Source organism: Rhizobium sp. A37_96, from assembly GCF_053521765.1.
Genome location: NZ_JBNWDS010000009.1, coordinates 118,090 through 142,316 on the forward strand (window position 1 = coordinate 118,090; position 24,227 = coordinate 142,316).

Here is a 24,227-nt window from a genome sequence, read left to right on the forward strand (position 1 = left end):
TTGAATCCGGCGCCATGAGCAAAGCCCCACGAATATGGCTGCCGCTCCGTCAGGCTCATGACGGAGCGGCTTTATCGTCATTGTTCGAAGGCGAAGATCTTCTTCCAGTCGGTCTTCATGTCAACGACCAGCCAGTTCCGGCGTTCGGCCTCGTTCAGCGCCTTGTCGAGCTTGCCAAAAGCCGATTGGCGGTCGTAGGCATATTCCCGGTCTGCGTCGGTATGGTGGACCAGCATCGCAAAGCCCGGTCCTTTGGCGGCCGTCACCCATCGCATCATCTCGTAGTCGCCATCGGAGTTGCCTGCCACGAAGATCGGCTTGCGGCCAATGAACTTGTTGATGCCCACCGGTTTGCCTCGGCCGTCGTCGACGAAATCTATCTTCGGCAGGCGCTTCAGCACAGGCACGTCGCCGACGATGGCATATTCCGTGGCAATCGTGCTGCCGACGACCTGTTCGGGAGGAATGCCGTACAGACGCTCGCTGACCGGCCGCATGAATTCGACGCCGCCGCCGGAGACGATGTAGGTCTTGAAGCCGTTGGCGCGAAGGTAATCCAGGAGCTCGCGCATCGGCAGATAGGTCATGTCGGTGTAGAGCTTGCCTGTCTTCGGATGGGTTGCCGTTGCAAACCAGTCCGTGACGATCTTGCTGAACTGATCGGTTGTCATGCCGGCATGGGTTGCCGTTCCCAGTTCCATGATGCCCATCTCGCCGCCCTTGGCCAATCCCTTGAGATCGCCGTTCAAAATGCTCTTGAACGGTTCCTTGGTCTTCCATTCCGGGTGTTGCGGAGCGAGCGTCTTGACACGGTCCAGCATAAAGCCGAGCTGGGGATAATATGGCTGTTCCGTCCAGAGCGTTCCGTCATTGTCGAAGACGGCGATGCGGTCTTCCGGCGCCACATAGCCTTCGCCTCCTTCGGTGACCGTCGCCTTCACGAAGTCCATGATGCGTGATTTGGCGGCAGTGTCGTTCCACGACGGCAAAGGTTCCTGGGCCAAGGCCGGGAGTATGCCGACCAGGATCATCACAAGCGCTGCGATCAAGGAAGCAAGCGTTGCCTCCGCCCTGTCATAAGCTGTTCTCATCGTCGCTCTCCTCATGCGGAAATCCGCTTGATGCATCGGAAGCCAACATGGCTCGTGGAGGTGTCTTCCGGTTCGGCATGCCGCGCCGCCGGTCTGTACCGGCGGCAGTAGTTCGGTGCGCAGAGATGCGAGCCGCCTTTCAGGACACGGCGCGGAATTCGGATGTCCGGTTGGCGCGGGTCGTAGCTGGCGTCAGCTCTGCCGCCTCGGGGATTGGCAGGAATGCAGCATGAATGCTCCGCAGGCTCCGGATGGCGCGAACTCCAGTAATCGGATGTCCATTCCCAGACGTTGCCGATCATGTCGTAGAGGCCATATCCGTTGGGGGGGAACGACCGGACGGGGGTCGTGCGTTCCTGGCCCTTGGGCTTTGTCGTGTGGGTCGGAAAGGTGCCTTGCCAGGTGTTGGCCATCGGCCGGCCGTCCGGTTGCAATTGGTCACCCCAGGCAAATTCCGTGTCCTCGAGGCCGCCACGGGCCGCAAGTTCCCATTCCGCCTCTGTCGGCAGGTCCAGACCCGCCCAATCGGCATAGGCCTTGGCGTCATGCCAGGCGACATGAACCACCGGATGATCCAGCTTGCCGCGCAAGTCGCTTAAGCCTCCAAGTGGCCGGCGCCAGTTGGCGCCGAACTTGAAGGTCCACCATTGTTGAATATCCGGCCCATCGACGGATTTCGGCTGGAAGAAGACAAGGGATCCGGCTCTGAGCATTTTGGGGATTGCACCCGGATAGTCTTTCGGATCGGGCGCCTTTTCCGCAACCGTCACGTATTCCGTCGCCTTCACGAACTCCATGAAGCGGCGATTGGTGACGGGAGCTTCGTCGATCCAGAAGCCGTCGACCTTGACCGGATGAGCCGGAGCCTCCTCCGGATAGTGGTGATCGGAACCCATCATGAAAGTCTGGCTGGGTATCCAGACCATGCCGGCCGGTCCCGCTTCTTCTGACGCCGTGCCCTCGAAAGCCAGTGCCATTCTTGCCTCCGGTTCGTGAGAGGCCATGTTTGCGTGTCATGGCACGGCTGATAAGTACGTAACAGTAAATGTCCGGGTCGTTTACGTAAGCCGGCTGTAAAAGTGCTTCATCGTGAAACTGAACGGTTTCAGCCCGGATTCAACTCGGGCAGAAAATGCTTCGACGAGGAAGCCCCAGGTCGGCTTTCCGTCTTTGCCAGAAGACGTGCAACCCGGCGCCGCGCAAAGCCTCCTTCTCGGCCGGCATACAGCTCTTCCTCGAGACGACGGACATTGTCACGCACTTCCTGCGGCTGCAGATCCGACCAGTCCTGGAGCGTCCTGTATCCCTCGAACCGGCTCCACTGCTGGAGTGCGGCATAGACCTGCGGCAGATCGGCGGACAGGAGCTTGGCTCTCAGGCGCCTGAGCCGCGATCGTCGGGATGTCGATATGCGCAAGCGGACGTCCCGCAGCATCCTCGCGGCCTGTCTCGGGAGGCGGCGGGCCAGCCAGATGGCGAGCACCAGAAACAGCAATACAGCAACTGCGACCACGATGAGGCGGGATCCTTCGGCGAATTTGCGCCGGCCGTCCCTCTGCGTGGGAACGATCCCCGCCGTTGCAGGGGCAGCGGTCACGGTGACATCTCCCGCAGTCAGGTGGGCGAATACCTGGCTGTGAGCATCGGCATCGAACCAGGGATAATCGATCGCCGGAAGCGCAAATCGTCCGGGCTTCGTTGCCGTATAGACGATGGTTTCGGTGCGGCGGCTCGCCGTTTCCCTGCCAAGAGCGACATTGTCTTCGAGCTTTGGCTGCCTGATGTACTGATCGAGCCCCGGCGCACCCTCGAACCGGATCGGGGGGATCAGCATTGATTGGGTATCGGACGCCGTAATCGTGATCGTCCGCACCAGGGCGTCGCCGGTCCTCATGGCTTCCGGGTCGCGATCGAAGGACTGTTTGATCCGAAGGCCCCGGGCGGCGAAGATCGGCGCGGAATTGTCGTCACCCTTGTCGACTGTGAAAGCGAGCGGTTGGGTTGCGGCAACAGCGGTCGTCGGCGTTCCATCGGCCGAATATCCAAGCTCGATCTGGATCGCCGGTACGGTAAAGGCGCCCGAGACTTGCGGAACCACCACATAGCCGCGGGCGATGATGGAATATTGCGTGCCGTCTATGGTCTGCACCGCGTTGCGAGCACGTTCGTCCGAAAGCGTCACCAAAGCATTCGGCATATCGAACAGGGGAAATTGCGGCGGCGAGGTGAAATAGTTCGGCGCGAAGACCTGGATGGTGACATGCAGTTGCTGCCCCGGTACGATGTTCTTGCCATCGTCAATATCCGCCCGCGCAAACGGCCCCGCCGCCATGGCGGTGGCGGGCACGAGCATAGCGAATACCAGCATTAGCCAGTTCATGGCCGTGCTCCCTTGGTCTCCAGGGCAAACCGCCGCGCCATCAAGTCTGCCGGGCTGATCGGGATATTCCGGATCCACATTTCCGCTGTCTGTTCCGCAAGGTTCACCGTGCCGGCCTTGCCACGCTTGCCCTTGTCGTCGAACTGGATGCTATCGGGCTTTTCGTTCGGCTCCTGCGCCTGATCGTCGTCTTCCTGCTGCTTCTTCAGCCGCTCGGCGATTGCGAGATTTGCCTCGGCCTCCGGCCAATCCTTCCTTGCCGCAAGCGCTCTGCGATAGGCGTCGACGGCCTCGTCGAACTTGCCCATGTGCATCAGGCAATTGCCCTGATTGTACCGGCTTTCCGGCGTGTCGCTCGCGGCAAAGGTATCGTAGGCTTGATCGAAGTGGCCAGCGCGGTAAAGAGCGATGCCTTTCCACGGCGGATCCTTGAAGAGCTTGGCGGCCGTCTCGAAGTCGCCGTGCTCGAAAGCCAGCCGTCCCTGCTGGTCCGGCGTCAGCCACATATCCGCAAATTCCCCGGCGCTTGCTTCAATCGGCGTAAGCAGACGGATTGCCACCATGGTCGCCATCAGCTTCACAACCCAGCCGCGCCGGAACGACAATGCGAAAAGCAATACCGCCGGCATGAGGAACCACCATCCCAGGTCATGCCAGCGGTCGCTATCCTTGGAGCTTTGCCGAACAAAGTTCGCTTGGATGTTTCGAGCGATCCACCGTATATCGGTGTCGCCATCCGTCATGGTCGCGACATCGGCATCCATCGCGGTGGCGGTCTTTTGCAATGCGTCCGTGTCGAGCCCCGAGGCGGTTTCGTGACCACCCGATACCGCGCCCGGATTGCCCCTGGCCGGATTGAGCGAACCGCCGGCGGCCGTCCCAAAGCCGAGGATCAGGATGTCGTTTTCGATGCTCTTGGCAGCCGTGATCGCGGCGTCCTCCACCCCGTCCGTCAGAAGCAGGATCGTTCCACTCGAACCGTCCGTCTTCAACAAGCTGTCGGCCAGCAGAAGCGCAGCGGGCGTGTCCTTGCCAGGCTTCGGCATTATGCCGGTTGCCAGCGCGTCCGTGTAGGTTTCGATCAGGGCGTCATCGTCGGTCAAAGGCACGACAAGATGCGCGCTTCCCGCGTAGGCGATCACGGCTGTGCGCGCGCCTTGCCTCATCGCCAGAATGTCATGGATCTTAAGCTTTGCGCGCTCGATCCGGCTCGGACTGATATCGGTGGCGTCCATTGATCGCGAAAGGTCGACGGCGATGACGAGGGCGGCCGTGTCTGCGGCAAAGGGCGATGCCTCGCGCCTCCATGTCGGCCCTGCCAGGCCCACCGCCATCAGGGCAAGCACCAGGGCGAGCAGCCAGACCGGCCTCAGGTGGCGCTGCTGATCCGGCTCGATCAGAAGGTTGTCGAGCAGATGCGGCGCGATCATGCCTTTCCAGTGCCGCCGAATATCCGTCGTTCGTGACGCCAGCCAAACGATGATTACAGGCAGGACGATGGCCGCCAGGCACCACGGCCTTAGAAAATGGAAATCGGAGATCATCCTGCGAGCCTCCGCCTTGCGACTCCGATCATGCCGGAAGAGAGATACCAGCCGGATAAAAGCAGAACTGCGGCGGCGAGCGGCCACGGAAAAAGTTCGACGCGCGGCCGCCAGGAGAGGCTCCGCTGCGCCTGCGGCGTGATTGCGTCGAGAACATTATAGATGGCAGACAGAGACGTCTGGTCGCTGCCGAAGAAGTAACGTCCGCCTGTTTTTGCCGCGATCTGTTGCAGCGTCGCCATATCCAGCTTGTCCTCGCCGCTCGCCTTCGGATCGCCTATGCCGATGGTATGGATCGTAATGCCCTTGGTCCTGGCGATTTCGGCGGCCTTCAGAGGCGGCATCCGGCTGGCCGTATCGTTGCCGTCGGTGAGCAGGATCAGGACTTTTTCCGGCATGTTCGTCTTGTCGAACATCCGAATGGCGAGGCCGAGCGAGTCTCCCAGTGCCGTGCGCGGCCCGGCGATGCCCGGAAGCAGGTTTGCGACCATCTTGCTCACCAGCGGATGATCCATTGTGAAGGGCGCGAGCGGGTAGGGGGCGTCGCCAAACGCAATCAATCCGATCCTGTCGCCGGTCCGCTTCGCAATGAAGTCTGTAACGGTCTGCTTGACCGCCTCGACGCGCGGCTCCGGCGATCCGTCAGGCTTGGCGAAATCTCGTGTATCCATCGATTGGGAAAGGTCGAGAGCCAGCAGAATGTCGCGCTGCGGTTCCGATTTTTCGATCGGCGGCTCGATGAACTGCGGTCGCGCCAGCGCAACGACAAGCAGACACCATACCGTTGCCTGCATGGCCGCCTGCGACCGGGTTCTTCCTGCAATGACGGAGCCCTGAGACGGTGTAATGCCGGCCGCCTTGGCGACATCGTCGAAAAAAGGCAGCCGCACCGAGGGTTCGATCGAGTGGCGCGGAGGGAGCAGGCGCCACACCAGCAGCGGGACCGGAAGCAGAAGGAGCAGCCAGGGCAGGGCGAGTTCATACATGATGTCCCTCGATCCATCGCCTGGCGCCGGCGATGGCGTCGCCCGCGGCCATCGGCGAGACCTCCTCCGGTGTCCCGTCCTTGCGATATTCGAGGTCGTCAAGCAGGCTCTTGAGAGCCGGATTTTCGGAACCGTCGAAGGAGGCGCCCAGAAACGCATTCCAGTCGGCGCCCGCCAAACCGGCCACACGCTCGCGTTGCCAGGTCGCGAGCGCCGTTCTTTTGACGATTTCCGCCAGCTCTTCCATCTGCCGGCGTTGCAGTCCCGTCCCTTCGACGTTGTCGGCGATCCGGTCCACGAGGCGCAAGGCTTCGCGGCGGTAGGCGTTTTTCTGGTATCGTCGCCATCTCGACCAGGCATAGGTGCTTAAGGCCGCAACGGCGACGATGAAAAGAACCGCCCATCCCCAGGTTTGCGGCAGCCAGGCAACCGGCTGCGGAACGGCAACGTCGTGCAGCGAACGAAGCGCGACGTTGGTCATCTGGTCGATGCTTGCCCCGGACGCCATCATCGCCTCCGTTGTCGCCAGGCCGCCTGCTCCAGGAGGCGCCGCAGTTGTGGCGCCGTTTCCTCGGCGGAAGACACAGGCAGCATGGGCAGGCCCAGATCCCGCTGCCAAGCGCGAAGCTCCCGGCCGCGACGACGGGCAAATGTGTCGATGGAACTGCGCACCGCATTCCTGCCGAGTGGAAGCTGGGCCTGCAATCCGCCGCCGCTGACGACGATATCGCCGCTTCGCGGCAGTTCCAGAAGAAACGGATCGTAAATCAGCAGGCAGATGACATCGTTGCGGCTCGACAGCCTGAGAAGGAGGTCGCGCGTGCGATCACCGTGGCCGTCGAAGTCGGTTATCAGGATCAGCAGATGATCGTGATGGGCGATGTTGGCGACCTGCAGAAGCGTTTCGTCGAGCCTGGCCGGAGATGCCTTCTCGGTGTAGGTCGCGCAAAGCGGGGCGTTCTGCCGGGCGATCGCGTCGGCAAGCGCGATGACGGCGTTGCGGCTCCGATGCGGCTTGATCTCGGCAATGCCGGTATCGCCGATGACGAATCCGCCGATACGGTCGCCCGACCCGAGCGTGCGCCAGGCACATAGCATCGCCGCCTCGGCCGCCGTGACCGATTTCATGGATCGGCGACTGCCGAAGAACATGTTGATCCTTTGATCGACGATGACGATCGCGGGCCGCTCCTTCTCCTCGTCGTAGACGCGAACGACCGGTCCGCCGGTCCGCGCCGTTACCCGCCAGTCGATGGAGCGGATATCGTCTCCCGGGAGGTACTGGCGCAATTCCTCGAAGATCAGGCCGCGGCCGCGAAGGGCCGATTGCATGCGTCCCGCGAGTTGCTGATGGCTTCTGGCGCGCTGCACGAAGGTAAGGTCCCGCGCCTGGCTTTCGAGCGCGACAAGCCCTTCCGTCGTGACATGAATCCGTTCGTCGCCCTCCGCCGTCGCCCGGGAATTCATGAGACCGCCACCAGTTCCGTGATGCGATCGACCACGTCATCTGCGCGGGTGTTGGATGCATGCGCCTCATAGGAGAGGATCAGGCGATGACGAAGGACATCGTTGACGACGGCCTTGACGTCGTCCGGGGTCACATAGTCGCGCCCGTTGAGCCAGGCCCGAGATCGCGCGACCTTGTCGAGGCCTATGACGCCGCGCGGACTTGCGCCGACCTGCAGGAGCTTGGCAAGCTCCTTGTCGTAGCGGTCCGGGTAGCGCGTCGCGAAAACGAGAGCGACGATATATTTCTCCACGGGTGACGACACCGTGACGCTGCCGATTTCCTTGCGTGCCTGGAAGACGGCCTGCGGGTCGAGGCGTTCCGTCGTCACCGGCGGGTGGCCGCTATGGGCGGCGTTTTCCTCATCGCGATTGAGGCGCATGATCGCGGCCTCCGAGGTCTCGTCCGGATAGCCGACCTCCACATGCATGAGGAAACGGTCGAGCTGAGCCTCGGGGAGCGGATAGGTTCCCTCCTGCTCGATGGGATTCTGGGTTGCCATCACCATGAAGAGATCAGGCAGGGGGTAGCTTTTTCCTCCGACCGTGACTTGCCGTTCCTCCATCGCCTCCAGAAGCGCGGATTGCACCTTCGCAGGCGCGCGATTGATCTCGTCGGCGAGGATGAGATTGGCAAAGATCGGACCTTGCTGGAACTTGAACTCGCCCTTGCCGCCGTCGGAAAAATAGATCTCCGAGCCGGTGATATCCGCTGGCAGCAGGTCGGGGGTAAACTGCACGCGCGAGAGTTCGGAGTTGAGGTTCTTGGCAAGGCTTTTGATGGCGCGCGTCTTGGCAAGCCCCGGCAGGCCCTCGACAAGGAGATGGCCATTGGCAAGAAGGCCCAGCAGCAGGCGTTCCACCATGGTCTCCTGCCCGATGATGGACTGGCCGATACGCTTGCCGAGCGCGAGGATGTCGTCACGAGCGGTCATGAGGCAGCTTTCGATCTACAGATGTGAAGCGAGGCGCGCCGAAGCGCGCCCCACGGTGATCGCCTCTATTTTTCGATGCCGCGATCCTTGAAGGACTGGTCGATCGCCTTGTCGACCTGCGCACGGACGCCTTCGATGTTGAAGCTCGCACCCCGCTGGCTCGGAGGATAGGTGAGGAATGTTTGCAGGAAGGCGGCGGCCTGCAATTGACCCTTGACGAGAAGGTAGTCGTTGCGGACGAGCCAGTCGTTGTACTGGTCGGATACGATATCCGCGCGCTCGTAGGGGTCCATTCTGAGATTGAACAGCTTCGGAACCCGCCAGGTGATCAGAGGCGTTTGCCATACCGCGAAGCCTCCAGGCGCGGGCTGCTCGTGGAACACGACCTTCCAATCGTCGAACCGCGTTGCGACCAGATTGCCGTCGTCGTCGAAGTAGTAGAAGTCGTGGCGGGCGCTCTGGTCGGACTTGCCTTCCAGGTAGTCGAGCTGGTTGTAGCCGTCGAGATGGTTCTTGAAGGTCGTGCTGCTGCCTGCAGGCTGCCATCCCTTCAGCAAGCGGTCCTTGACGCCCGGATCACCGGCAGCGGCAAGAAGGGTTGGAAACCAGTCGAGACCGGAGAAGATGCCGTTCGTGACCTGGCCGGGCTGGATGTGTCCGGGCCAACGGATCATCGCCGGAACGCGGAAGGCACCTTCCCAGTTGGTGTCCTTTTCGCTGCGGAACGGGGTGGTCGCGGCGTCCGGCCACGACCACTGGTTGGGGCCGTTATCCGTCGTATAGACGACGATGGTGTTGTCCTTGATGCCGAGATCGTCGAGCGCCTTCAGCAGCTTGCCGACATCGCCATCGTGCTCGACCATGCCATCGGCATAGTCGTTCCCCGGCATGCCGCTCTGGCCGTGCATCGATTCCCGTACATGGGTGAAGGCGTGCATGCGCGTCGTGTTCATCCAGGTGAAGAACGGCTTTTTCTGCTTGACCTGCCGGCCCATGAAATCGATCGCGGCGGCGGTGGTCTCGTCGTCGATCGTCTCCATGCGTTTCTTGGTCAAGGGACCGGTATCTTCGACCTTGCCGTCGGCCGATGCCTTGACGACGCCACGCGGATTGTAAGCCTTCAGGAATTCCGGATCGTCCTTGGGCCAATAGGGAGCTTCGGGCTCTTCCTCGGCGTTGAGATGATAGAGATTACCGAAGAATTCGTCGAAGCCGTGGTTGGTCGGCAGATATTCGTCCTTGTCGCCGAGATGGTTCTTGCCGAACTGGCCGGTCGCATAGCCAAGCGGCTTGAGCGCCTGGGCAATCGTCATGTCACCGGGCTGCAGGCCGACGGGGGCTCCCGGAGCGCCCACTTTGCAAAGACCCGTCCGCAGGCAAACCTGGCCCGTGATGAAGGTCGAGCGGCCGGCCGTGCAACTGTTCTCCGCGTAATAGTCGGTAAACATCATGCCCTGTTTGGCAATGCTGTCGATGTTCGGAGTCTTGTAACCGACCACGCCCATGGAATAGGCGCTGATGTTGGTCTGGCCGACATCGTCGCCGAAAATGACAAGAATGTTTGGCGGGGCGGGATTGGCCGGCGCTGCCGCGGTCGTGGCGGATTGTGCATGAGCTGACGTCAGGAACGTTGTCGACGTCAAGGTCATCGCGGCGGCGAAGGTCGCGAAAAAGAGCTTGTTGGAAAGGGAGGTCATCACGTCCTCCCAGCAATTCGGTCGTTGAACATTACGGTCTCCCTATCGTCGGGCGGACGGATGCCGCCGCAGCTGGATCGTCGTCATTCGACGCAGGGAAGACTTCTTCTTTATCTACGGGCGCGGAAGTACGTAACGGTAAATGGTCGCGTTGCTGATGGTAAATGCGGACGTAAAACACGGATGTTCATTGCGTCAGCGGTTTCGATTCCGGATCTTCGGTCAAAGTCGACCCGAGATCGGTCGGCGAATGGTGCGTGTGCGGCTGTTCGACGGCGTTCAAGGGGGCGGAAATCGTCGTTGCCGCAACGGTTCCGACCGTCCTTGCGGTTCCGCCGATAACGGCCGCGACGCCTTCGCCGAGCGAAACGTTGGAGTCCGTCAGCGTCTGGCCCGTCATCAGCCGCTGGCCGATAAGCTGAACGATCTGCGGGCTCTCGGCGAATTTCCCATGGTTCATGCTGTCCCCGCTCTTGACCTTCGTCAGATCGATCGCGGTGATCCCGGCCTTTTCGAGGCGCGAACGATAGGGTTCCTCGGCGGGGTTGATGGCGCCGAGCCTCTGGACGCGGCCGGTGATCCAGCTCGAAGCGGCAAGGGCACGGTCGTCCTGGGAGACGAATATCGTAAACTTGGGATGCGGGCTTCCCATCTCGACGAACTGCTTGGCAAAGACCTGAATGTCGATATCGGGCGAGGCAAGAATGACATCGCGGATCTTGGGGTCGACGTGGCCGTCGCGAATGCCCATCTGGCGCAGGGACTCCATGGCAAGCCATGTCCCCATAGAGTGGGCGAGGATCGTGATGTCCTTGACGTTGGGGTCGCGTGCAAGAATACGCAGCGCCTGTTCCAGCGCGGTTCGGGAATAGTTCGTGCTCTCCTTGTCGTATTCATAGGCGAACAGGCTTGCGCGCGACGGCCAGGTGAACAGGATCGGCGTCGCCCTCATGCGGGAGTCATGGACGATCTGCGCCAGCCGGAAGACCGAATCCTCGTACTTGTTGTTGAAGCCGTGGACGAAGACCAGGGCATGGCCATCCTCGACATGCTGCTTGAACCATGTCTTGCCCTCGGAGATCGTATCGATCTGTTTGACGCGGGTGACGGCGAAATCGGTGTCCGGGTTGGGAGGCAGGCGCCTTGGCCACTGCACGGTGCCGGGATCCCGTTTCGGCGGGATGGAGACGGCGATCTCGGTCAGATAGGGCTTCGGGCTGCGCTCGCCATTGAACAGCGTCGCCGGATTGCCGGAAGGCTGCCGCGTGGTCGCGACCAGCATATCGACCTGGGAGGTTGCCGGTGCGCCGGGGCGCAGCGCGACGGGCGTCATCACACCAGCCGGATGGCCACATCCGGCCAGCAGAAGGAGTGCAGCGATGGCGAGGTATCGATGCATGGGCGCTCCGTCGTTGATCGCTGGCACCATCGGCAATCGCGGGCGCGGGCGTAAGTACGTAACCGTAAATGCACTGTCGTTTACGGTCGGCGGCGGCGCATTTACCGTAACGTACTCCCGCAATCGAAGTCCGCGGTGTCTTATTCCCCCGCCAAGCGAAACGGGAAGGGTGCCATCATGCGACTTGTCGTCATGTTATTCGCGGTTCTGTTCGCCTTGCCGGCGGTCGCCGCCGACAAGGCATCGCAAGCCGCATTCGATCGGGAGATCGAGCGCAATGCCGTGCAGGCAGCGGTCTGGGGAATACCCGTCGTAAACTACGATCTCATGCGCCAGGAAATGCTGGCAAAGACGCCGGGCAAGGTGGGGCAGGTCATTTACTGGGGACGGCCGCTTGATTGGCGTAATCAGACCCTGACTCCAAATCCGGACGCCCTTTACTTCATGGTGTTCTTCACCACCAAGGATGGCCCGGTGGTTCTTGACCTGCCGCCTGCGGAAGAGGCGGCATCTTTCAACGGCAACATCGTGACGGCATGGCAGTTGCCGTTGGAGGATGCCGGCCTGCTCGGCTACGACAAGGGGAAGGGCGGGAAATTCCTGGTGCTTCCGCCGAATTACCAGGAGACGGTGCCGGAGGGATATATTCCGCTGAGATCGGAGGTGTATGGGGGATACATGCTGTTTCGCTCCAATCTCGCAAGCCACGGCGATGCCGACGTCCAGGCCTCCATCGCCTATGGGAAAAAGCTGAAGGTCTATAGCCTCGATCAGGCCGATCATCCACCGGAGACCGTCTTCACCGATGTGAAGGATGTGCTCTTCGACTCCACCATCCGGTGGGATGGGAGCTTCTTCGAGAACCTCAATCGGGTCGTACAGGAAGAGCCGTGGATCGCACGCGATCGAGCAATGATCGATCCGCTGAAATCTCTTGGGATCGAGAAGGGCAAGCCGTTCGCGCCGAACCGGCACACGGAAACTCTCCTGACGAAAGCCATAAAGGAAGCCCAAACGCTGCTCGAAGCAAAATACGATGCGGGATTGCCGCCATTCTTCAGCGAGACGAGCCGCTGGACTTACCCCGCCTATCCCGATCTCATCAAGGCGGCCCAGGCGAATTTCGATGATCCGGACGACTATCCGATAGAACATCGCGGCGTCGCCTATAGTTACGCCTATATCGGCATCAAGCGGCTCGGAGCCGGCCAGTTTTATTCGATTTCCATTCGCGACAAGGAAGGGCATCCCTTCGATGGCGGCAAAGCCTACCGCCTGACGGTTCCGGCGAACGTTCCCGTTCAGCAATATTGGTCGATAACGGCCTATGATCGCAAGACGCACGCCCTGATCAAAAACGTGTCGCGCGCCAGCCGCTCGTCTCAGATCCCGGAGCTTGCCAAGAAGCCCGATGGTTCCATCGATCTCTATTTCGGCCCCAAGGCTCCGCGCGGCCAGGAGGCAAACTGGATTCCGACCGACGCGAAGCGGAAATTCGAGCTGATGTTCCGCGCCTATGGCCCGACGAAAGACTTCTTCGACAAGAAATGGATACTTCCGGATGTCGAGCGGATAAACAACTAAAGCCGTTTGGTGCCTGCCAAAACGGGTACGGCCCTCATCGGAAACCTTGTCGGCCCGGCGCAGCCGTTTCCTATGGGGCGAGCGATTTCGACAGCAGCAGCAGCGTTGGATCGTCCGGATAAGGCTTTGCCGTGAAGCCCATGTTCTGTTCGAGTTCTATGGCGTCATAGTTGCTTCTGTCCTCGATGGACTCGATCTTGTCCATGCCGCGTTGTCCGGCTTCCTTGACCATCAGGCCCAGAAGCTCCCAGCCGAGGCCATGTCCCTTGAATTCGCTTCGTACGGAAATGGCGACTTCGGCCCGCTTCCTGTCGCGATCGCAGGCGAGCACGGCGGTGGCGATCGGCACTGCGTTATCTTCCGCAAAGGCGATGTAGCTCTCAACCGCGCGGTGGTCGATGCCGATCAGATCCGCAATCTGCCGTCGTGAAACATGCTTGACCGCCGACAGGAAGCGGAAGCGAAGATCTTGCGGGCTGACATGATCGAAAAGGTCGGTCAGGAGCTGCTCGTCTTCCAAGCCCGCGGGCCTGACCGAGACCCGCAAGCCATCCCGCGTGGTGATGCTCCATTTCTGTTCCGGCATGGTCGTCTCCTGTGTTCGAATGGCATTTGACCTGCATCGCCTCACCCACGATCGGCGGCAGCCTCGGGTGGTCGTTCAAGCGATCTGGGGCGCGAGATGCAGTTCGTCAATATAGCTGCATGTGCCCCCGACAAGTTCGACGAGCACCCTGATCGCCTGGCGCTGCAATTCGGAATCGATACTGCCGCTCACGCGAACCTGGGTATCGTGAACATCGACCTCGATCCGCTTGCCGTCGAGACCCAGTTCGTTCCTCAATCGCGTTTGGATCGCCAGCTTTAGAGCCGCATCGCCGGATGCGATCCTGTCCGGTGCTACGTCGGCGATGGCGCGCAGGAGATCGCGGCGGCTGACAAGGCCGACCGGCCGACCCTCGTCGAGAACGAGAACGCGCCTGATGCCATGGGATGCCAGGAGCTTGGCGATCGTGGAAATCGGTGTATCCGGCGTGACGGCAATGATGTTCGGCGTCATGATGTCGCCGACGCGCCAGGCCTTGCTCCTGATATAGTTCAGCAGCGCGCCGTCCGCTTTGCCGATATCGGCGCATGATTGTTGCAGGGAGCCGATTTCGCAGCGCGCGAGCAGATCGCCCTCCGTCAGCACGCCGCAGACGCGTCCCAGCTGATCGAGCACCGGAAGGCCGCTGATTTCGTTCTCGATCATCAGTCGCATGGCGTGGCGGACATTGGCGCAGTCATCGATCGAAACGATCGTCGTTGTCATGATGTCTTGTGCCCGCATGGCCATCTCTCCAATCGATGAACTTTGTTCAGGATGGTTCGATGTTTTCCATGGATTGGCCGATCCGACATTGATCCGCGTCAAATCCGCCGGCGAATACGAAAACGCCTGCACGTCATCGCTTCGCCCCCTATCCCGACGGGGATCCCCGACCCGCTTATGTCCGGAACGGGGCCTCAATTTTTCAGGGGAGGCGCCACCGCGACGGTTAAGAGACCGCCGCGCGCCATCGTTTCATCTTCTCACCCGGATCGCGGCCGATCGTGCCGCGGCGCGGTGATATCAGCTTCCCCAGCCGACGACGCCCTTGATTTCCAGGAAGTCGTGAATGGCCCAGTCGGCATATTCGCGGCCGTTTCCGGACTGCTTGTAGCCGCCGAAGGGGGCGAAGGTGTCCCAGTCGGGATAGTTGAGATAGACAGATCCCGCCCGCATGCGCTTTGCCACGGCGCGGGCGTGCTCGATGTTCGTCGATTGAACATAGGCGGCCAGGCCATAGACGGTGTCGTTGGCGATGCGGACGGCGTCCTCCTCGTCCTCGTAGGAGATGATGGAGAGCACGGGCCCGAAAATCTCCTCGCGCGCGATCGTCATTTCCGGTGTCACATGGCCGAAGATCGTCGGGCGGATGTAGTAGCCGCGGTTCAGGCCTTCGGGCCTGCCGGGGCCGCCGGTCACCAGCGTCGCGCCTTCGCCGATGCCGCTTTCGATCAGGCGCTGGATCTTGTCATACTGGATCTGGCTGACGACGGGGCCGAGATCGATCCCCTCGGCGCGGGGATCGCCGGTCTTGAAGGCTTCGGCTGCCTTCCGGGCGATCGCCAGCGCCTCGTCGTGGCGTTCGGCGGGCACGAGCATGCGCGTCGGTGCGTCGCAGCTTTGCCCGGAGTTGCCGAAGCAGCCGTTGACGCCCTTGGTGACCGCGGTCTCGAAATCGGCGTCGGGAAGAATGATATTGGCCGACTTGCCGCCCAGTTCCTGGGCGACACGCTTGACGGTGTCGGCGGCGGTCTTGGCGACGATGATGCCGGCGCGCGTGGAGCCGGTGAACGACACCATATCGACGTCGCGATGGCCGGCCATGACTTGCCCGACATCGGGCCCGGTGCCGTTGACGAGGTTGAAGACACCCTTCGGCGTTCCCGCCGCGGCCATGACCTCGGCAAAGATGATGCCGCTGATCGGGGCGATCTCCGATGGCTTCAGGACGACCGTGCATCCGGCGGCGATCGCAGGCGCCACCTTGCAGACGATCTGATTGAGCGGCCAGTTCCAGGGCGTGATCAGCGCGCAGACGCCGATTGGTTCCTTGAGAATGGTGGTCGTGCCGCGTTGCGCCGTGAACTCATAGGATTCGAAGGCCGTGATCGTCGCTTCAAGATGGCCGCGGCCGGCCCAGGCCTGCGAATCCCTGGCGAAGGGCAGCGGAGCGCCCATTTCGTCGCTGACGGCCTGCGCTATGTCTTCGAAACGCTCGTTGTAGCATTCGAGAATCCGCTTCAGCAGGGCAAGACGTTCTTCCCTGGAGGTCAGGGAGAAGCTCGCAAAGGCTCGCTTTGCAGCATCGACGGCCTTGTCGACATCGGCGGCCGAACCACCGGATATCGCGGTATAGGCTTCCTCCGTTGCCGGATTGATGACGTCGATCGCGTTAGGCGTGACAGGATCGACCCAGGCGCCGTCGATGAAGAATTTCAGGTGGTTTGTCATGGGTTCTCCATTGTCTCTGATTGATCAGGCCGGAAGCACGGGGCAGGTAGCGCCCGGACGCAGCGAGGCAAACAACTGCTCTCCCACCGTCATTGCGGCGGGCTGCGCCTGCCTGGGTATGTCGGCCATCAGATTGCGTTGATCGTCGGTTGCGAGGTGGACGCGCAGGCTGCGCCCGTGAAAGACGACGCTCTGCACGCGCACGCCGACGGAGTTTTCTATCCGCTCGCGCGACACCAGAATGTCTTCCGGGCGCACCCCGATCGTCGCCGCGTCGCCGGGGGCGAGCCGGGCGGCATCATCGGCGGCAAGGTTCAAGGGCAACGTTCCGGCAAGGAACTGCAGTCCGTCCGCATTGCGGCCGGCGAGTTTTGCCGCAAGCAGGTTCATCGTTCCGATAAAGCCGGCGACGAAGGTGGTCGCCGGATGATCGTAGAGCTCCGACGGCGAGGCGATCTGCTCGATCGCCGCCTTGTTCATGACGACGATGCGATCGGAAATCGACAGCGCTTCGGTCTGGTCATGTGTGACCATCACGAAGGTGGTGCCAAGCTCGCGCTGCAGCCGCTTGAGTTCCACCTGCATCTGTTCGCGCAGATGCGCGTCGAGCGCGGAAAGCGGTTCATCGAGCAGCAGCACGCGCGGTTCGCAGACGATCGCCCTTGCCAGTGCGACGCGCTGGCGCTGGCCGCCGGAAAGCGCCTGGACGCGCTGGTTGATCTTGTCGGCAAGGCCGACCATGTCGAGGGCTGCGGCAACGCGCTTGCGCCGTTCCGCGCCGGCAATCTTTCGCAACGACAGGCCGAACCCGACATTTTCGGCGACCGACATATGCGGGAAGAGCGCATAGTCCTGGAACACGGTGTTGACCGGCCGGTCGAATGCGCGGAGCGGCGTTATCTCCTTGCCGTCGAGGAGTATCCGGCCCTCGCTCGGCGCTTCGAAGCCGGCAATGACGCGCAGCGTCGTCGTCTTGCCGCAGCCGGAAGGCCCGAGAAGGCTGAGGAATTCGCCCTCGGCGATGGAAAGATCGATCTCCCTGAGGCCGACGATACCGCCGGCGAAATGTTTGGAAACCTTGTCGAGGCGGAGCAGGGCGTCAGTCGCCATCACGCGCCTCCGAAGGCTTGGTCGTGTTGACCCAGAGAATGGTGCAACGTTCTGTTCCGGGATTGCGGAACGAATGCAGCAGCGTGCTCTTGAAGGCGAAGCTGTCTCCGGTCTTCAGGAGGTAGCGCGTCGAATCGACGACGAGTTCGGCTTCGCCCGAAGTCACGATCCCGAATTCATGGCCGCTATGGGCATAGGCATCGGTGCCGCCGCCGGGCTCGACCGTCACGACCATGCCGGTCAGCGATGCGCCGGGAGGAGACAGCAGATCCTTGGTGATGCCTTCCGAATGCACGGGCAGCGGCCGGCGGCTGTTGGCGCGCACACAATAAAGATCGCTGACCGGCTCGCTGCCATCGGTAATCAGCGCGGACGGCTCGACGTCGAGCGCTGCGGCAAGCGGCCAGATCACCCGAACGCGTAGCGAAGACATGCCGCGCTCGATCTGGCTGAGTGCCCCGATCGATATGCCTGCCTTGGCGGCAAGATCCGCCAGCGACAGGTTCTTTTCGAGCCGCAGGGCGCGCACGCGCCGGCCGATGCGGACATCGGCCTCATCCGCCTCGCGCTCCGCCCTGGTTGTCAATTCATCCACGTCCATCCGCACTCCACATCTCAAGATTGGGAATGGCCCGGACAATTGCGTCCGGGCCAAGCATCTCGGGCTCAGCCGCCTGCCTTGACCTTCTCGAACATCTTCGCCAGATCGTCGTTCTGCTTCATCGGTCCGGTAAAGACGGTCGACTTCAGCATGGTTTCCGGATCGGAGGGAAGCTGCAGATTTTCGAGCTCATCCTTCGGTACGGCGGCAAAAGCCGTCGTCGTCGATGCACCATAACCATAATTTTCGATCAGCGCCTTGCCCGAATCCGCCTCGAGACGGCTGTTGATGAAATCGTAGGCCAGATCGGTGTTCTTGGCGTCCTTCAGCATGACGAAACCGCAGGCCCAGGTCAGCATGCCTTCCTTCGGCTTCATGAACTCCACCGGCACGCCCTGTTTCTTCAACGCGACGGCGGATGCGTTCCAGGTCATGGCGGCCACGAGCTGGCCGCTTGCGAGCGACTGCTCCACCGAGGTCATGTCGGTCGTATATGCCGAAACCAGCGGTCGCTGCTCGCGAAGCTTGTCGGCCACCTTGTTCAGCTGGTCCGGTGTCATGTCGAAGGGGCTGACGCCGGCGAGCAGGGCCGCGACGACAGGCGTGTCATGCACGGCATCGATGGTTGCGATGCGTCCGGCATACTGCTTGTCCCAGAGGAGATTCCAGCTCTGCTCGGGGTTCTTGACGAGGTCGGTGCGATAGAGAACCGAGGTGTTGCCCCAGTCCCACGGAACCATCCAGACCTTGCCGTTACCGGCCTGAATATCGGGAAGATTGCGGAAGACCGGGAAGATCTTGTCCCAGTTCTTGATCTTGGCCGTATCGATCGGCTGCAGCAGGCCCTCCTTGTTCCAGCGCGCCACCTTGTCGTAGCAGGGATGGGCGACATCCGGATGGAAGCCTGCCTTGACCTTGGTGAAGGCGTCATCGTCGTCGCCGAAGACGGAGATATCGACGCTGTCGGGGTGCGCGGCCGTGAAAGACTTGTGGAAATCGGGAAGCTCGTAGCCCGACCAGGTGAAGTAGGTGAGCTTGTCGGCGGCTGAGGCCGGCAGGCTCAACGACACCGAGAGGGCGATTGCCGTCATGACGCTCGATGCGCGTCTGGCGGAGCGGCCTTTATGATCATGATGCATAGCAGTTCTCCTCTTTCTGATTTTTGGCATTTCAGGTGCTGGAAGCAGGGGATTTCGACAGGCCGCGCTGCCGCAACAGCTCGGCGCAGCCGGCAATGACGATCGAGACCGCAAGAATGGCCGTCCCGAGCGCCATTACCGTCGGCAGCGACTTCGGGAATCTCAGCTGGCTCCAGATATAGAGCGGCAAGGTCGGCTGTGTTCCGGCCAGGAAGAAGGCGACGATGAACTCGTCGAACGAGGTCAGGAAGGCCAGCATGAAGGCCGAGCCGACGGCCGGCAGGGCCAGAGGCAGCATGATGCGGCGGAAAATTATCGCTTCGCCCGCGCCGAGATCTTCCGCGGCCTCGGGAATGCTGCGCGGAATGGACGCGAAGCGGCCGCGCATGATGATCACGGTCGTCGGCAGGCAGACCAGAACGTGGCCGAGCACGATCGCGAGCCGCGAGGGGCCAAAGCCGAGCAGATTGACGAGGATCAGCAGCGAGATGCCGACGACGACGCCCGGGATCAGGATCGGCAGGCGTGCGAGGCTGGAGACGAGCTTGGTAAAGGGTGAGCGGACCTGCGTGTCCATGTAGCCGATGGTGATGCCGCACAGCGTCGCGATCGCTGCAGCGGTGATGCCGATCGACAGGCTGGTCAAAAGCGCGCCGGTCAGGGTCTCGTTGCCGATCAGCGTCTCATACCAGGCGAAGGTGAAGCCCTTCAGCGGAAAGGCCGCCTGTATGGAATCGTTGAAAGAGAAGAGCGGTATCAGCGCGACGGGCAGATACAGGAAAATGAGGTAGAGGCCCACATACCAGCGTAGCCAGCCGCCATTGGCGGCGTTTGTCGGACGGCGCTTCATGTGCGGCTCCCGAACATGCGGTCCGCCTGGCGGACGATGAGCACGACGGCGAGAATAACCAGCATCACGACGACAGCCAGCGCCGCGCCGAACGGCCAGTCGTTGGCCTTGCCGAATTGCGCCTGCACGAGAGAGCCGATCATCGTGCTTGCCGGGCCGCCGACCAGGGCCGGCGTCACGTAGTCCCCGACCGTTGGCACGAAGACGACGATCGCCGCCGAGAGCACGCCGGGCATGGAATTCGGCAGGATGACCCGGCGAAATGTGGTGAAGGGCCGCGCACCGAGATCGGCCGCCGCCTCCATCAGCGATTTCGGAATGGTGTCGAGCGCAACGAAGATCGGCAGGATCGCGAAAGGGGCGTAGGCGTGGGCGAGGGTCAGCACGACCGCGGACGGCGTGTTCAAGAACAGGGTCGAGGGCTCGGATGTCAGGCCCGACAGCATCAAGGCCGAGTTCAGGACGCCGTTATAGGCCAGAACGATCTTCCAGGCGAAGACGCGCAGAAGGTAACTCGTCCAGAAAGGCAGCGTAACGAGAAAGAGGATCAGGCTGCGCCGCCGGCCGGCATGAAATGCCAGATAATAGGCGACCGGATAGGCGGTGACGACCGTTGCCAGCGTCACGAGCCCGGCAATCGTCAGCGATCGCAACACGACGAGGCCGTAGAGCGGATCGGTGAGGATGGCGATGAAGTTCTGGAGGGACGCGCCGGCGCCGAGAAGCGATCCGTCATTGATGCGGATCGAAAGGAAAAGCACCAGGAACAGGGCAAAGAGCACCAGGGCCAGGGTTACGATCGTGCCCGGCGCCAACATGGCGCCACGGAAGATCCGGGTGCCGCCCAATGCTCCAGACGAGGTGCTCTCATTGATCATGTGTGACCTATAAATGAAATTTGAATGATAATTTTCATTTTTGTGAAAAATGTCAAGCGCGCTATCCGCGCATTATTTTTCGAGCGTATCGAGCAGCCGGTACCAGGCGATCGCGGCGGCGACGCCGACCTGACGGAACGCGTGGAGCGGAATCGGCCGGATCGTCGAGATGGGGAAAGGAAGTGCTGCGCGATCGCCGGACTCGATGTATCGGGCAAAGCGTGGCCCCAGCGCCGTCATCATGCCGACGCCGCGTCCCTGGCATCCGACGACGGTCAGCAGGCCCGGCTCGGGTTCGTGAATATGCGGCAGATGGTCCGGCGTCATCGCAACCCGCCCGAACCAGCGCCTTTCGATGGGTACGCCATCGAGATCGGGGTAGAGGCGCCGCATCGCGTGCTCCAGATGTTTCCAGTCGGCCTCGCTCTTCGGCTCCGCCATCCGCCCTCTGCCGCCGAGCAGGAGACGGCCGTCGGCGCTTTTTCGATAGTAGACGAGGATCCTGCGGGAATCGGAGACTGCCTGTTCGCCTGCCAGAATGGTCTTTTGAAGCCTGTCCGGAAGCGGCCCTGTCGCGATCTGAAAGGAATGCAGCGGCACGATGCTGCGCGCCAATCCGGGAAGAAGTCCGTCGCTATAGGCGTTGGTCGCAAGGACGACGAAACGGGAGCGAACCGATTGTCCGTTTGCCGTGGTGACGATCCAGCCGCCACTTTCGCGTTTTATCGCGGCTGCCCTGGCATGTTCGGCGATCCGGACGCCGGCTCGCGTTACCGCAAGCGCGAGCTGCGTGACGAAGGAAAGCGGATCGATGACGCCGGCGCGGCGGTCGAGCCAGCCGCCGAGATAGCCATGAGCGCCTGTCAGCCTCTCGATTTCCGGAGCCTCGAGCATACGGACATCGGCGCCGCGGGCGCGCCACTGGGCGTCCCGACGTTTCGCGGCCGCCAGGGCATGTTCGGTATGTGCCGCCTGGATCCAGCCATTGCGCGTACGCGGGACATCGAGATGCTCACGGTCGATCAGATCGAAGACGGCATCCGCAGTCGATTGTGCGAATTCGATCAGGGCCTCGCCGCGCACCGCGCCGAAATGTTCGAGCAGCCAGTCCGGATCATATTTCAGCCCCGGGATCACCTGCCCGCCATTCAGGCCGGATGCGCCGGTGCCAACCTCGTTTGCGTCCAGAACGCGGACGGTCTTGCCCAGTCTTGCAAGTTCGAGCGCGGTGGAGAGACCCATGAATCCCGCACCAATGATTGCAACGTCGACGTTCTCCGCTTCCCGGATCGGCGTATGCAACGATTGATCGCCACCGGTTTTTTGCCAGGCGGAGCGAAGTTTCATGCGTAGGGGCATTTGCGATCTCCAACGATAATGTGAAAAATACTATATGATTTTCACAAATATGAAATAGCCCATGGGGCCAATCATCGCAAAATGTGCTGTTGATGAATTCAGGCGTCAGGCTATGGCGGTCGTCGGCAATGACGAGGAGATGCCGACTTCGCTGGGCAGCCTTGTAAGAATCACCGTCAGTCCAACGGCTTTCGCGGCAAGGAGCGGCGCTTCTCCGGGCCGAGGACGCGGTGACGGAATCGAGTGAGGCGGGCGGGCGCTTCCCTGCATGATGTCGGCGAGCGGATCGCGGACGCGACCGATATGCCGGATCGCAAGTCTGCTTATGCGCCCGCTATCGGGATCGTTATTGTTTCGCCTGGGATGCAATCGCCAAGGTGATTATGCGGAGCGAGATGCCACGATGACATGACGGGCCAAGCTAATCCGGTCGAACGCCGGGCCGCCCGTTCACAGGCCCCCGGCGCGTCGCCCGAGATCAGGCTTGCGGATCGACGGTTGGAAAGCGATCGGGCCGATCAAACGGCCCGGGCATCGGCACCGTCGTTCAGCGGATAGGGGAGACCATAGCGATCGCGTATCGTCTCCTGTTCATAGGCCGTTCTATAGACGCCGCGGTCCTGCAGGATCGGCACAACATTGGCCACGAACTCTTCGATGTCGTCGGGAGCGCGTGGCGGCTGCAATGTGTAGCCGTCGACGGTCCCATCGGCCCAGAGATCTATGATCGCATCGGCGACCTCCTCCGGTGTTCCGAGAACCAGCCGATGGTGCCCTTCGGACCGTCGTACCGCCTGGCGCGCGGTGAGTTTCTCGTGCGCGAGAAGATCGGACAATCCCAGGCCCATGCCCACGGCTTGAATGCGGTTGGCATCGGGGATGAAGCGTTCCGCGTCCAAAACGGCATCGGGATCGAAACCATCCGGGTCGATGCCGTTGTCCTTGACGAAACGCGCGATCAGACCATCCTCCGAGCCGGTGCCGCTAAAGAGTTCATGCTTGCGCAGCGCTTCGTCCCTGCTCTTGCCGAGGATGACGACGAGGCCCGGAACGATGCGTATTCCCGAAGGGTCGCGCCCGAACGCGACGGCTCTATCCTTGACCTTCTTGCCAAAGGCCTGACCTGCCGGGCGAGACAGAATGTTGCAATAGATGATTTCACCATGACGGGCAGCCAGATCGATGCCGCCTTCGGAGGCACCCGCCTGTGCGATGACCGGATGGCCTTGCGGACCGACAGGCACGTTCAACGGCCCCTTGACGGTGAAGTAGTCTCCGGAGTGGTCGATCGTTTGCGCGCTCGCCGCGTCCCAAAAGCGGTCGTCGGGAATTTCGCCCTCGCGCGCCGGATCCCAGCTTGACCAAAGCCGCTTGGCGACATCGAGAAACTCGGATGCCTTCGCATAGCGTTCGCTGCGCGGCGGCAATGGCGCTGCGCCGAAATTGGCGGCGACGTTCGGGTTGAACGACGAGACGATGTTGATGATCAACCGACCGCCGGAGATGATATCGGCGGATTGTGTGCGCCTCGCCAGATTGTAGGGTGAATTGTAGGTCGACGACATGGTCGCGACGAAGCCGATGTCGGGCACTTGTGCGGCCAGTGCCGTGCACAGGATCAACGGATCGATGGTGTGGAACGGGCGCCCGTTCGGATCGGTCATCAATGCGGGGTGGTCCGAGAAGAAGACCGCGTCGAACAGCCCCCTGTGTGCCAGTTCCGTCAGCCGGCGGTAGTATTCGGGGTTGTTGATATCATGGCGGTCGCCGGTGCGGTAGCGCCACGCATTGGCAAGATAGCCGGTGGTGTTGATGCCGACATTGAGATGAAGCTGTCGTTTCGCTGAGGTCATGCGGCTGCGCCTTTTATTCGGGGAGGGCGATGCACGCTAGTTCGCACGGTCAATTCTCTACAGAATTTATAGACTAATATTCCGCTGACCCGGGAAATTAATTTGCGCCCACCGGAAGCGGGGCGGATGGCCGCATCGTTCCAAGCGGCAAACGCCGAATATCCGGGTGCGGGAAGGATTGCTTTCGCCGTGCGCTAGAAAAACTGTCTTTGGATATCCGGGTTTCGAAACGATCATTTTTGCAACGGGACATCGTGCCCGATAACGCCAATTTC

The 24,227-nt window shown here is 61.6% G+C and carries 21 protein-coding genes; 1 reads left to right on the forward strand and 20 read right to left on the reverse strand.

Annotation, left to right across the window (positions count from 1 at the left end):
* Positions 1-77: 77 nt before the first annotated feature.
* The 10 genes from ACQZ6J_RS21690 to ACQZ6J_RS21735 all read right to left on the reverse strand — a co-directional run bounded on the left by ACQZ6J_RS21690 (position 78) and on the right by ACQZ6J_RS21735 (position 11,538).
* Positions 78-1,031 (reverse strand): HAD family hydrolase, encoded by a 954-nt coding sequence (locus ACQZ6J_RS21690; RefSeq protein WP_449085650.1) that lies wholly within the window; start codon positions 1,029-1,031, stop codon positions 78-80.
* A 71-nt stretch (positions 1,032-1,102) separates the two neighbouring features.
* Positions 1,103-2,068 carry a formylglycine-generating enzyme family protein gene (locus ACQZ6J_RS21695; protein WP_449085573.1) on the reverse strand — a complete coding sequence of 322 codons (966 nt, stop codon included), beginning with the start codon at positions 2,066-2,068 and terminating at the stop codon, positions 1,103-1,105.
* Positions 2,069-2,196: 128 nt separating this feature from the next.
* Complete coding sequence (locus tag ACQZ6J_RS21700; RefSeq protein ID WP_449085574.1) at positions 2,197-3,471, reverse strand: hypothetical protein; 1,275 nt, start codon at positions 3,469-3,471, stop codon at positions 2,197-2,199.
* Complete coding sequence (locus tag ACQZ6J_RS21705) at positions 3,468-5,015, reverse strand: VWA domain-containing protein (RefSeq protein ID WP_449085575.1); 1,548 nt, start codon at positions 5,013-5,015, stop codon at positions 3,468-3,470. Before ACQZ6J_RS21705 ends, ACQZ6J_RS21700 begins: the two co-directional genes overlap by 4 nt.
* Positions 5,012-6,001: a vWA domain-containing protein gene (locus ACQZ6J_RS21710; protein ID WP_449085576.1), complete on the reverse strand. Its 990-nt coding sequence runs from the start codon at positions 5,999-6,001 to the stop codon at positions 5,012-5,014. The genes ACQZ6J_RS21705 and ACQZ6J_RS21710 overlap by 4 nt, the downstream gene beginning before the upstream one ends.
* A complete protein-coding gene (locus ACQZ6J_RS21715) occupies positions 5,994-6,509 on the reverse strand; it encodes a DUF4381 domain-containing protein (protein ID WP_449085577.1) in 516 nt (171 codons plus the stop codon). Before ACQZ6J_RS21715 ends, ACQZ6J_RS21710 begins: the two co-directional genes overlap by 8 nt.
* Positions 6,509-7,468, reverse strand: a complete 960-nt coding sequence (locus ACQZ6J_RS21720; RefSeq protein WP_449085578.1) for a DUF58 domain-containing protein — start codon at positions 7,466-7,468, stop codon at positions 6,509-6,511. The genes ACQZ6J_RS21715 and ACQZ6J_RS21720 overlap by 1 nt, the downstream gene beginning before the upstream one ends.
* The gene (locus ACQZ6J_RS21725; protein ID WP_449085579.1) at positions 7,465-8,442 is read right to left on the reverse strand and encodes an AAA family ATPase; all 978 of its coding nucleotides are present in this window, start codon (positions 8,440-8,442) and stop codon (positions 7,465-7,467) included. The genes ACQZ6J_RS21720 and ACQZ6J_RS21725 overlap by 4 nt, the downstream gene beginning before the upstream one ends.
* A gap of 65 nt (positions 8,443-8,507) precedes the next feature.
* The gene (locus ACQZ6J_RS21730; protein WP_163989559.1) at positions 8,508-10,139 is read right to left on the reverse strand and encodes an arylsulfatase; all 1,632 of its coding nucleotides are present in this window, start codon (positions 10,137-10,139) and stop codon (positions 8,508-8,510) included.
* 187 nt (positions 10,140-10,326) lie between these two features.
* Positions 10,327-11,538, reverse strand: coding sequence for an alpha/beta hydrolase (locus ACQZ6J_RS21735; protein ID WP_163989557.1), 1,212 nt, complete (start codon positions 11,536-11,538; stop codon positions 10,327-10,329).
* Positions 11,539-11,715: 177 nt separating this feature from the next.
* On the opposite strand from ACQZ6J_RS21735, the gene ACQZ6J_RS21740 reads away from it, so the two are divergent.
* Positions 11,716-13,122, forward strand: coding sequence for a DUF1254 domain-containing protein (locus ACQZ6J_RS21740; protein ID WP_449085580.1), 1,407 nt, complete (start codon positions 11,716-11,718; stop codon positions 13,120-13,122).
* A gap of 70 nt (positions 13,123-13,192) precedes the next feature.
* Here the strand turns inward: ACQZ6J_RS21740 and ACQZ6J_RS21745 are convergent, their stop codons facing one another.
* From ACQZ6J_RS21745 to ACQZ6J_RS21790, 10 genes are all read right to left on the reverse strand, one after another.
* Positions 13,193-13,708: an N-acetyltransferase family protein gene (locus ACQZ6J_RS21745; RefSeq protein ID WP_449085581.1), complete on the reverse strand. Its 516-nt coding sequence runs from the start codon at positions 13,706-13,708 to the stop codon at positions 13,193-13,195.
* 75 nt (positions 13,709-13,783) lie between these two features.
* Complete coding sequence (locus ACQZ6J_RS21750) at positions 13,784-14,452, reverse strand: CBS domain-containing protein (protein WP_449085582.1); 669 nt, start codon at positions 14,450-14,452, stop codon at positions 13,784-13,786.
* Positions 14,453-14,734: 282 nt separating this feature from the next.
* Positions 14,735-16,162: an aldehyde dehydrogenase family protein gene (locus tag ACQZ6J_RS21755; protein WP_163989548.1), complete on the reverse strand. Its 1,428-nt coding sequence runs from the start codon at positions 16,160-16,162 to the stop codon at positions 14,735-14,737.
* A 24-nt stretch (positions 16,163-16,186) separates the two neighbouring features.
* A complete protein-coding gene (locus ACQZ6J_RS21760) occupies positions 16,187-17,272 on the reverse strand; it encodes an ABC transporter ATP-binding protein (RefSeq protein ID WP_449085583.1) in 1,086 nt (361 codons plus the stop codon).
* Positions 17,262-17,873, reverse strand: coding sequence for a helix-turn-helix domain-containing protein (locus tag ACQZ6J_RS21765; protein WP_449085584.1), 612 nt, complete (start codon positions 17,871-17,873; stop codon positions 17,262-17,264). Before ACQZ6J_RS21765 ends, ACQZ6J_RS21760 begins: the two co-directional genes overlap by 11 nt.
* Before the next feature lie 65 nt (positions 17,874-17,938).
* Positions 17,939-19,012 carry an ABC transporter substrate-binding protein gene (locus ACQZ6J_RS21770; RefSeq protein ID WP_449085585.1) on the reverse strand — a complete coding sequence of 358 codons (1,074 nt, stop codon included), beginning with the start codon at positions 19,010-19,012 and terminating at the stop codon, positions 17,939-17,941.
* Between the two features lie 31 nt (positions 19,013-19,043).
* Positions 19,044-19,862: an ABC transporter permease gene (locus ACQZ6J_RS21775; protein WP_163989539.1), complete on the reverse strand. Its 819-nt coding sequence runs from the start codon at positions 19,860-19,862 to the stop codon at positions 19,044-19,046.
* Complete coding sequence (locus ACQZ6J_RS21780; RefSeq protein WP_163989537.1) at positions 19,859-20,740, reverse strand: ABC transporter permease; 882 nt, start codon at positions 20,738-20,740, stop codon at positions 19,859-19,861. Before ACQZ6J_RS21780 ends, ACQZ6J_RS21775 begins: the two co-directional genes overlap by 4 nt.
* Before the next feature lie 72 nt (positions 20,741-20,812).
* Positions 20,813-22,099 carry an NAD(P)/FAD-dependent oxidoreductase gene (locus ACQZ6J_RS21785; RefSeq protein WP_449085586.1) on the reverse strand — a complete coding sequence of 429 codons (1,287 nt, stop codon included), beginning with the start codon at positions 22,097-22,099 and terminating at the stop codon, positions 20,813-20,815.
* A 518-nt stretch (positions 22,100-22,617) separates the two neighbouring features.
* A complete protein-coding gene (locus tag ACQZ6J_RS21790) occupies positions 22,618-23,952 on the reverse strand; it encodes an NtaA/DmoA family FMN-dependent monooxygenase (RefSeq protein ID WP_449085587.1) in 1,335 nt (444 codons plus the stop codon).
* Between the last annotated feature and the right edge of the window lie 275 nt (positions 23,953-24,227).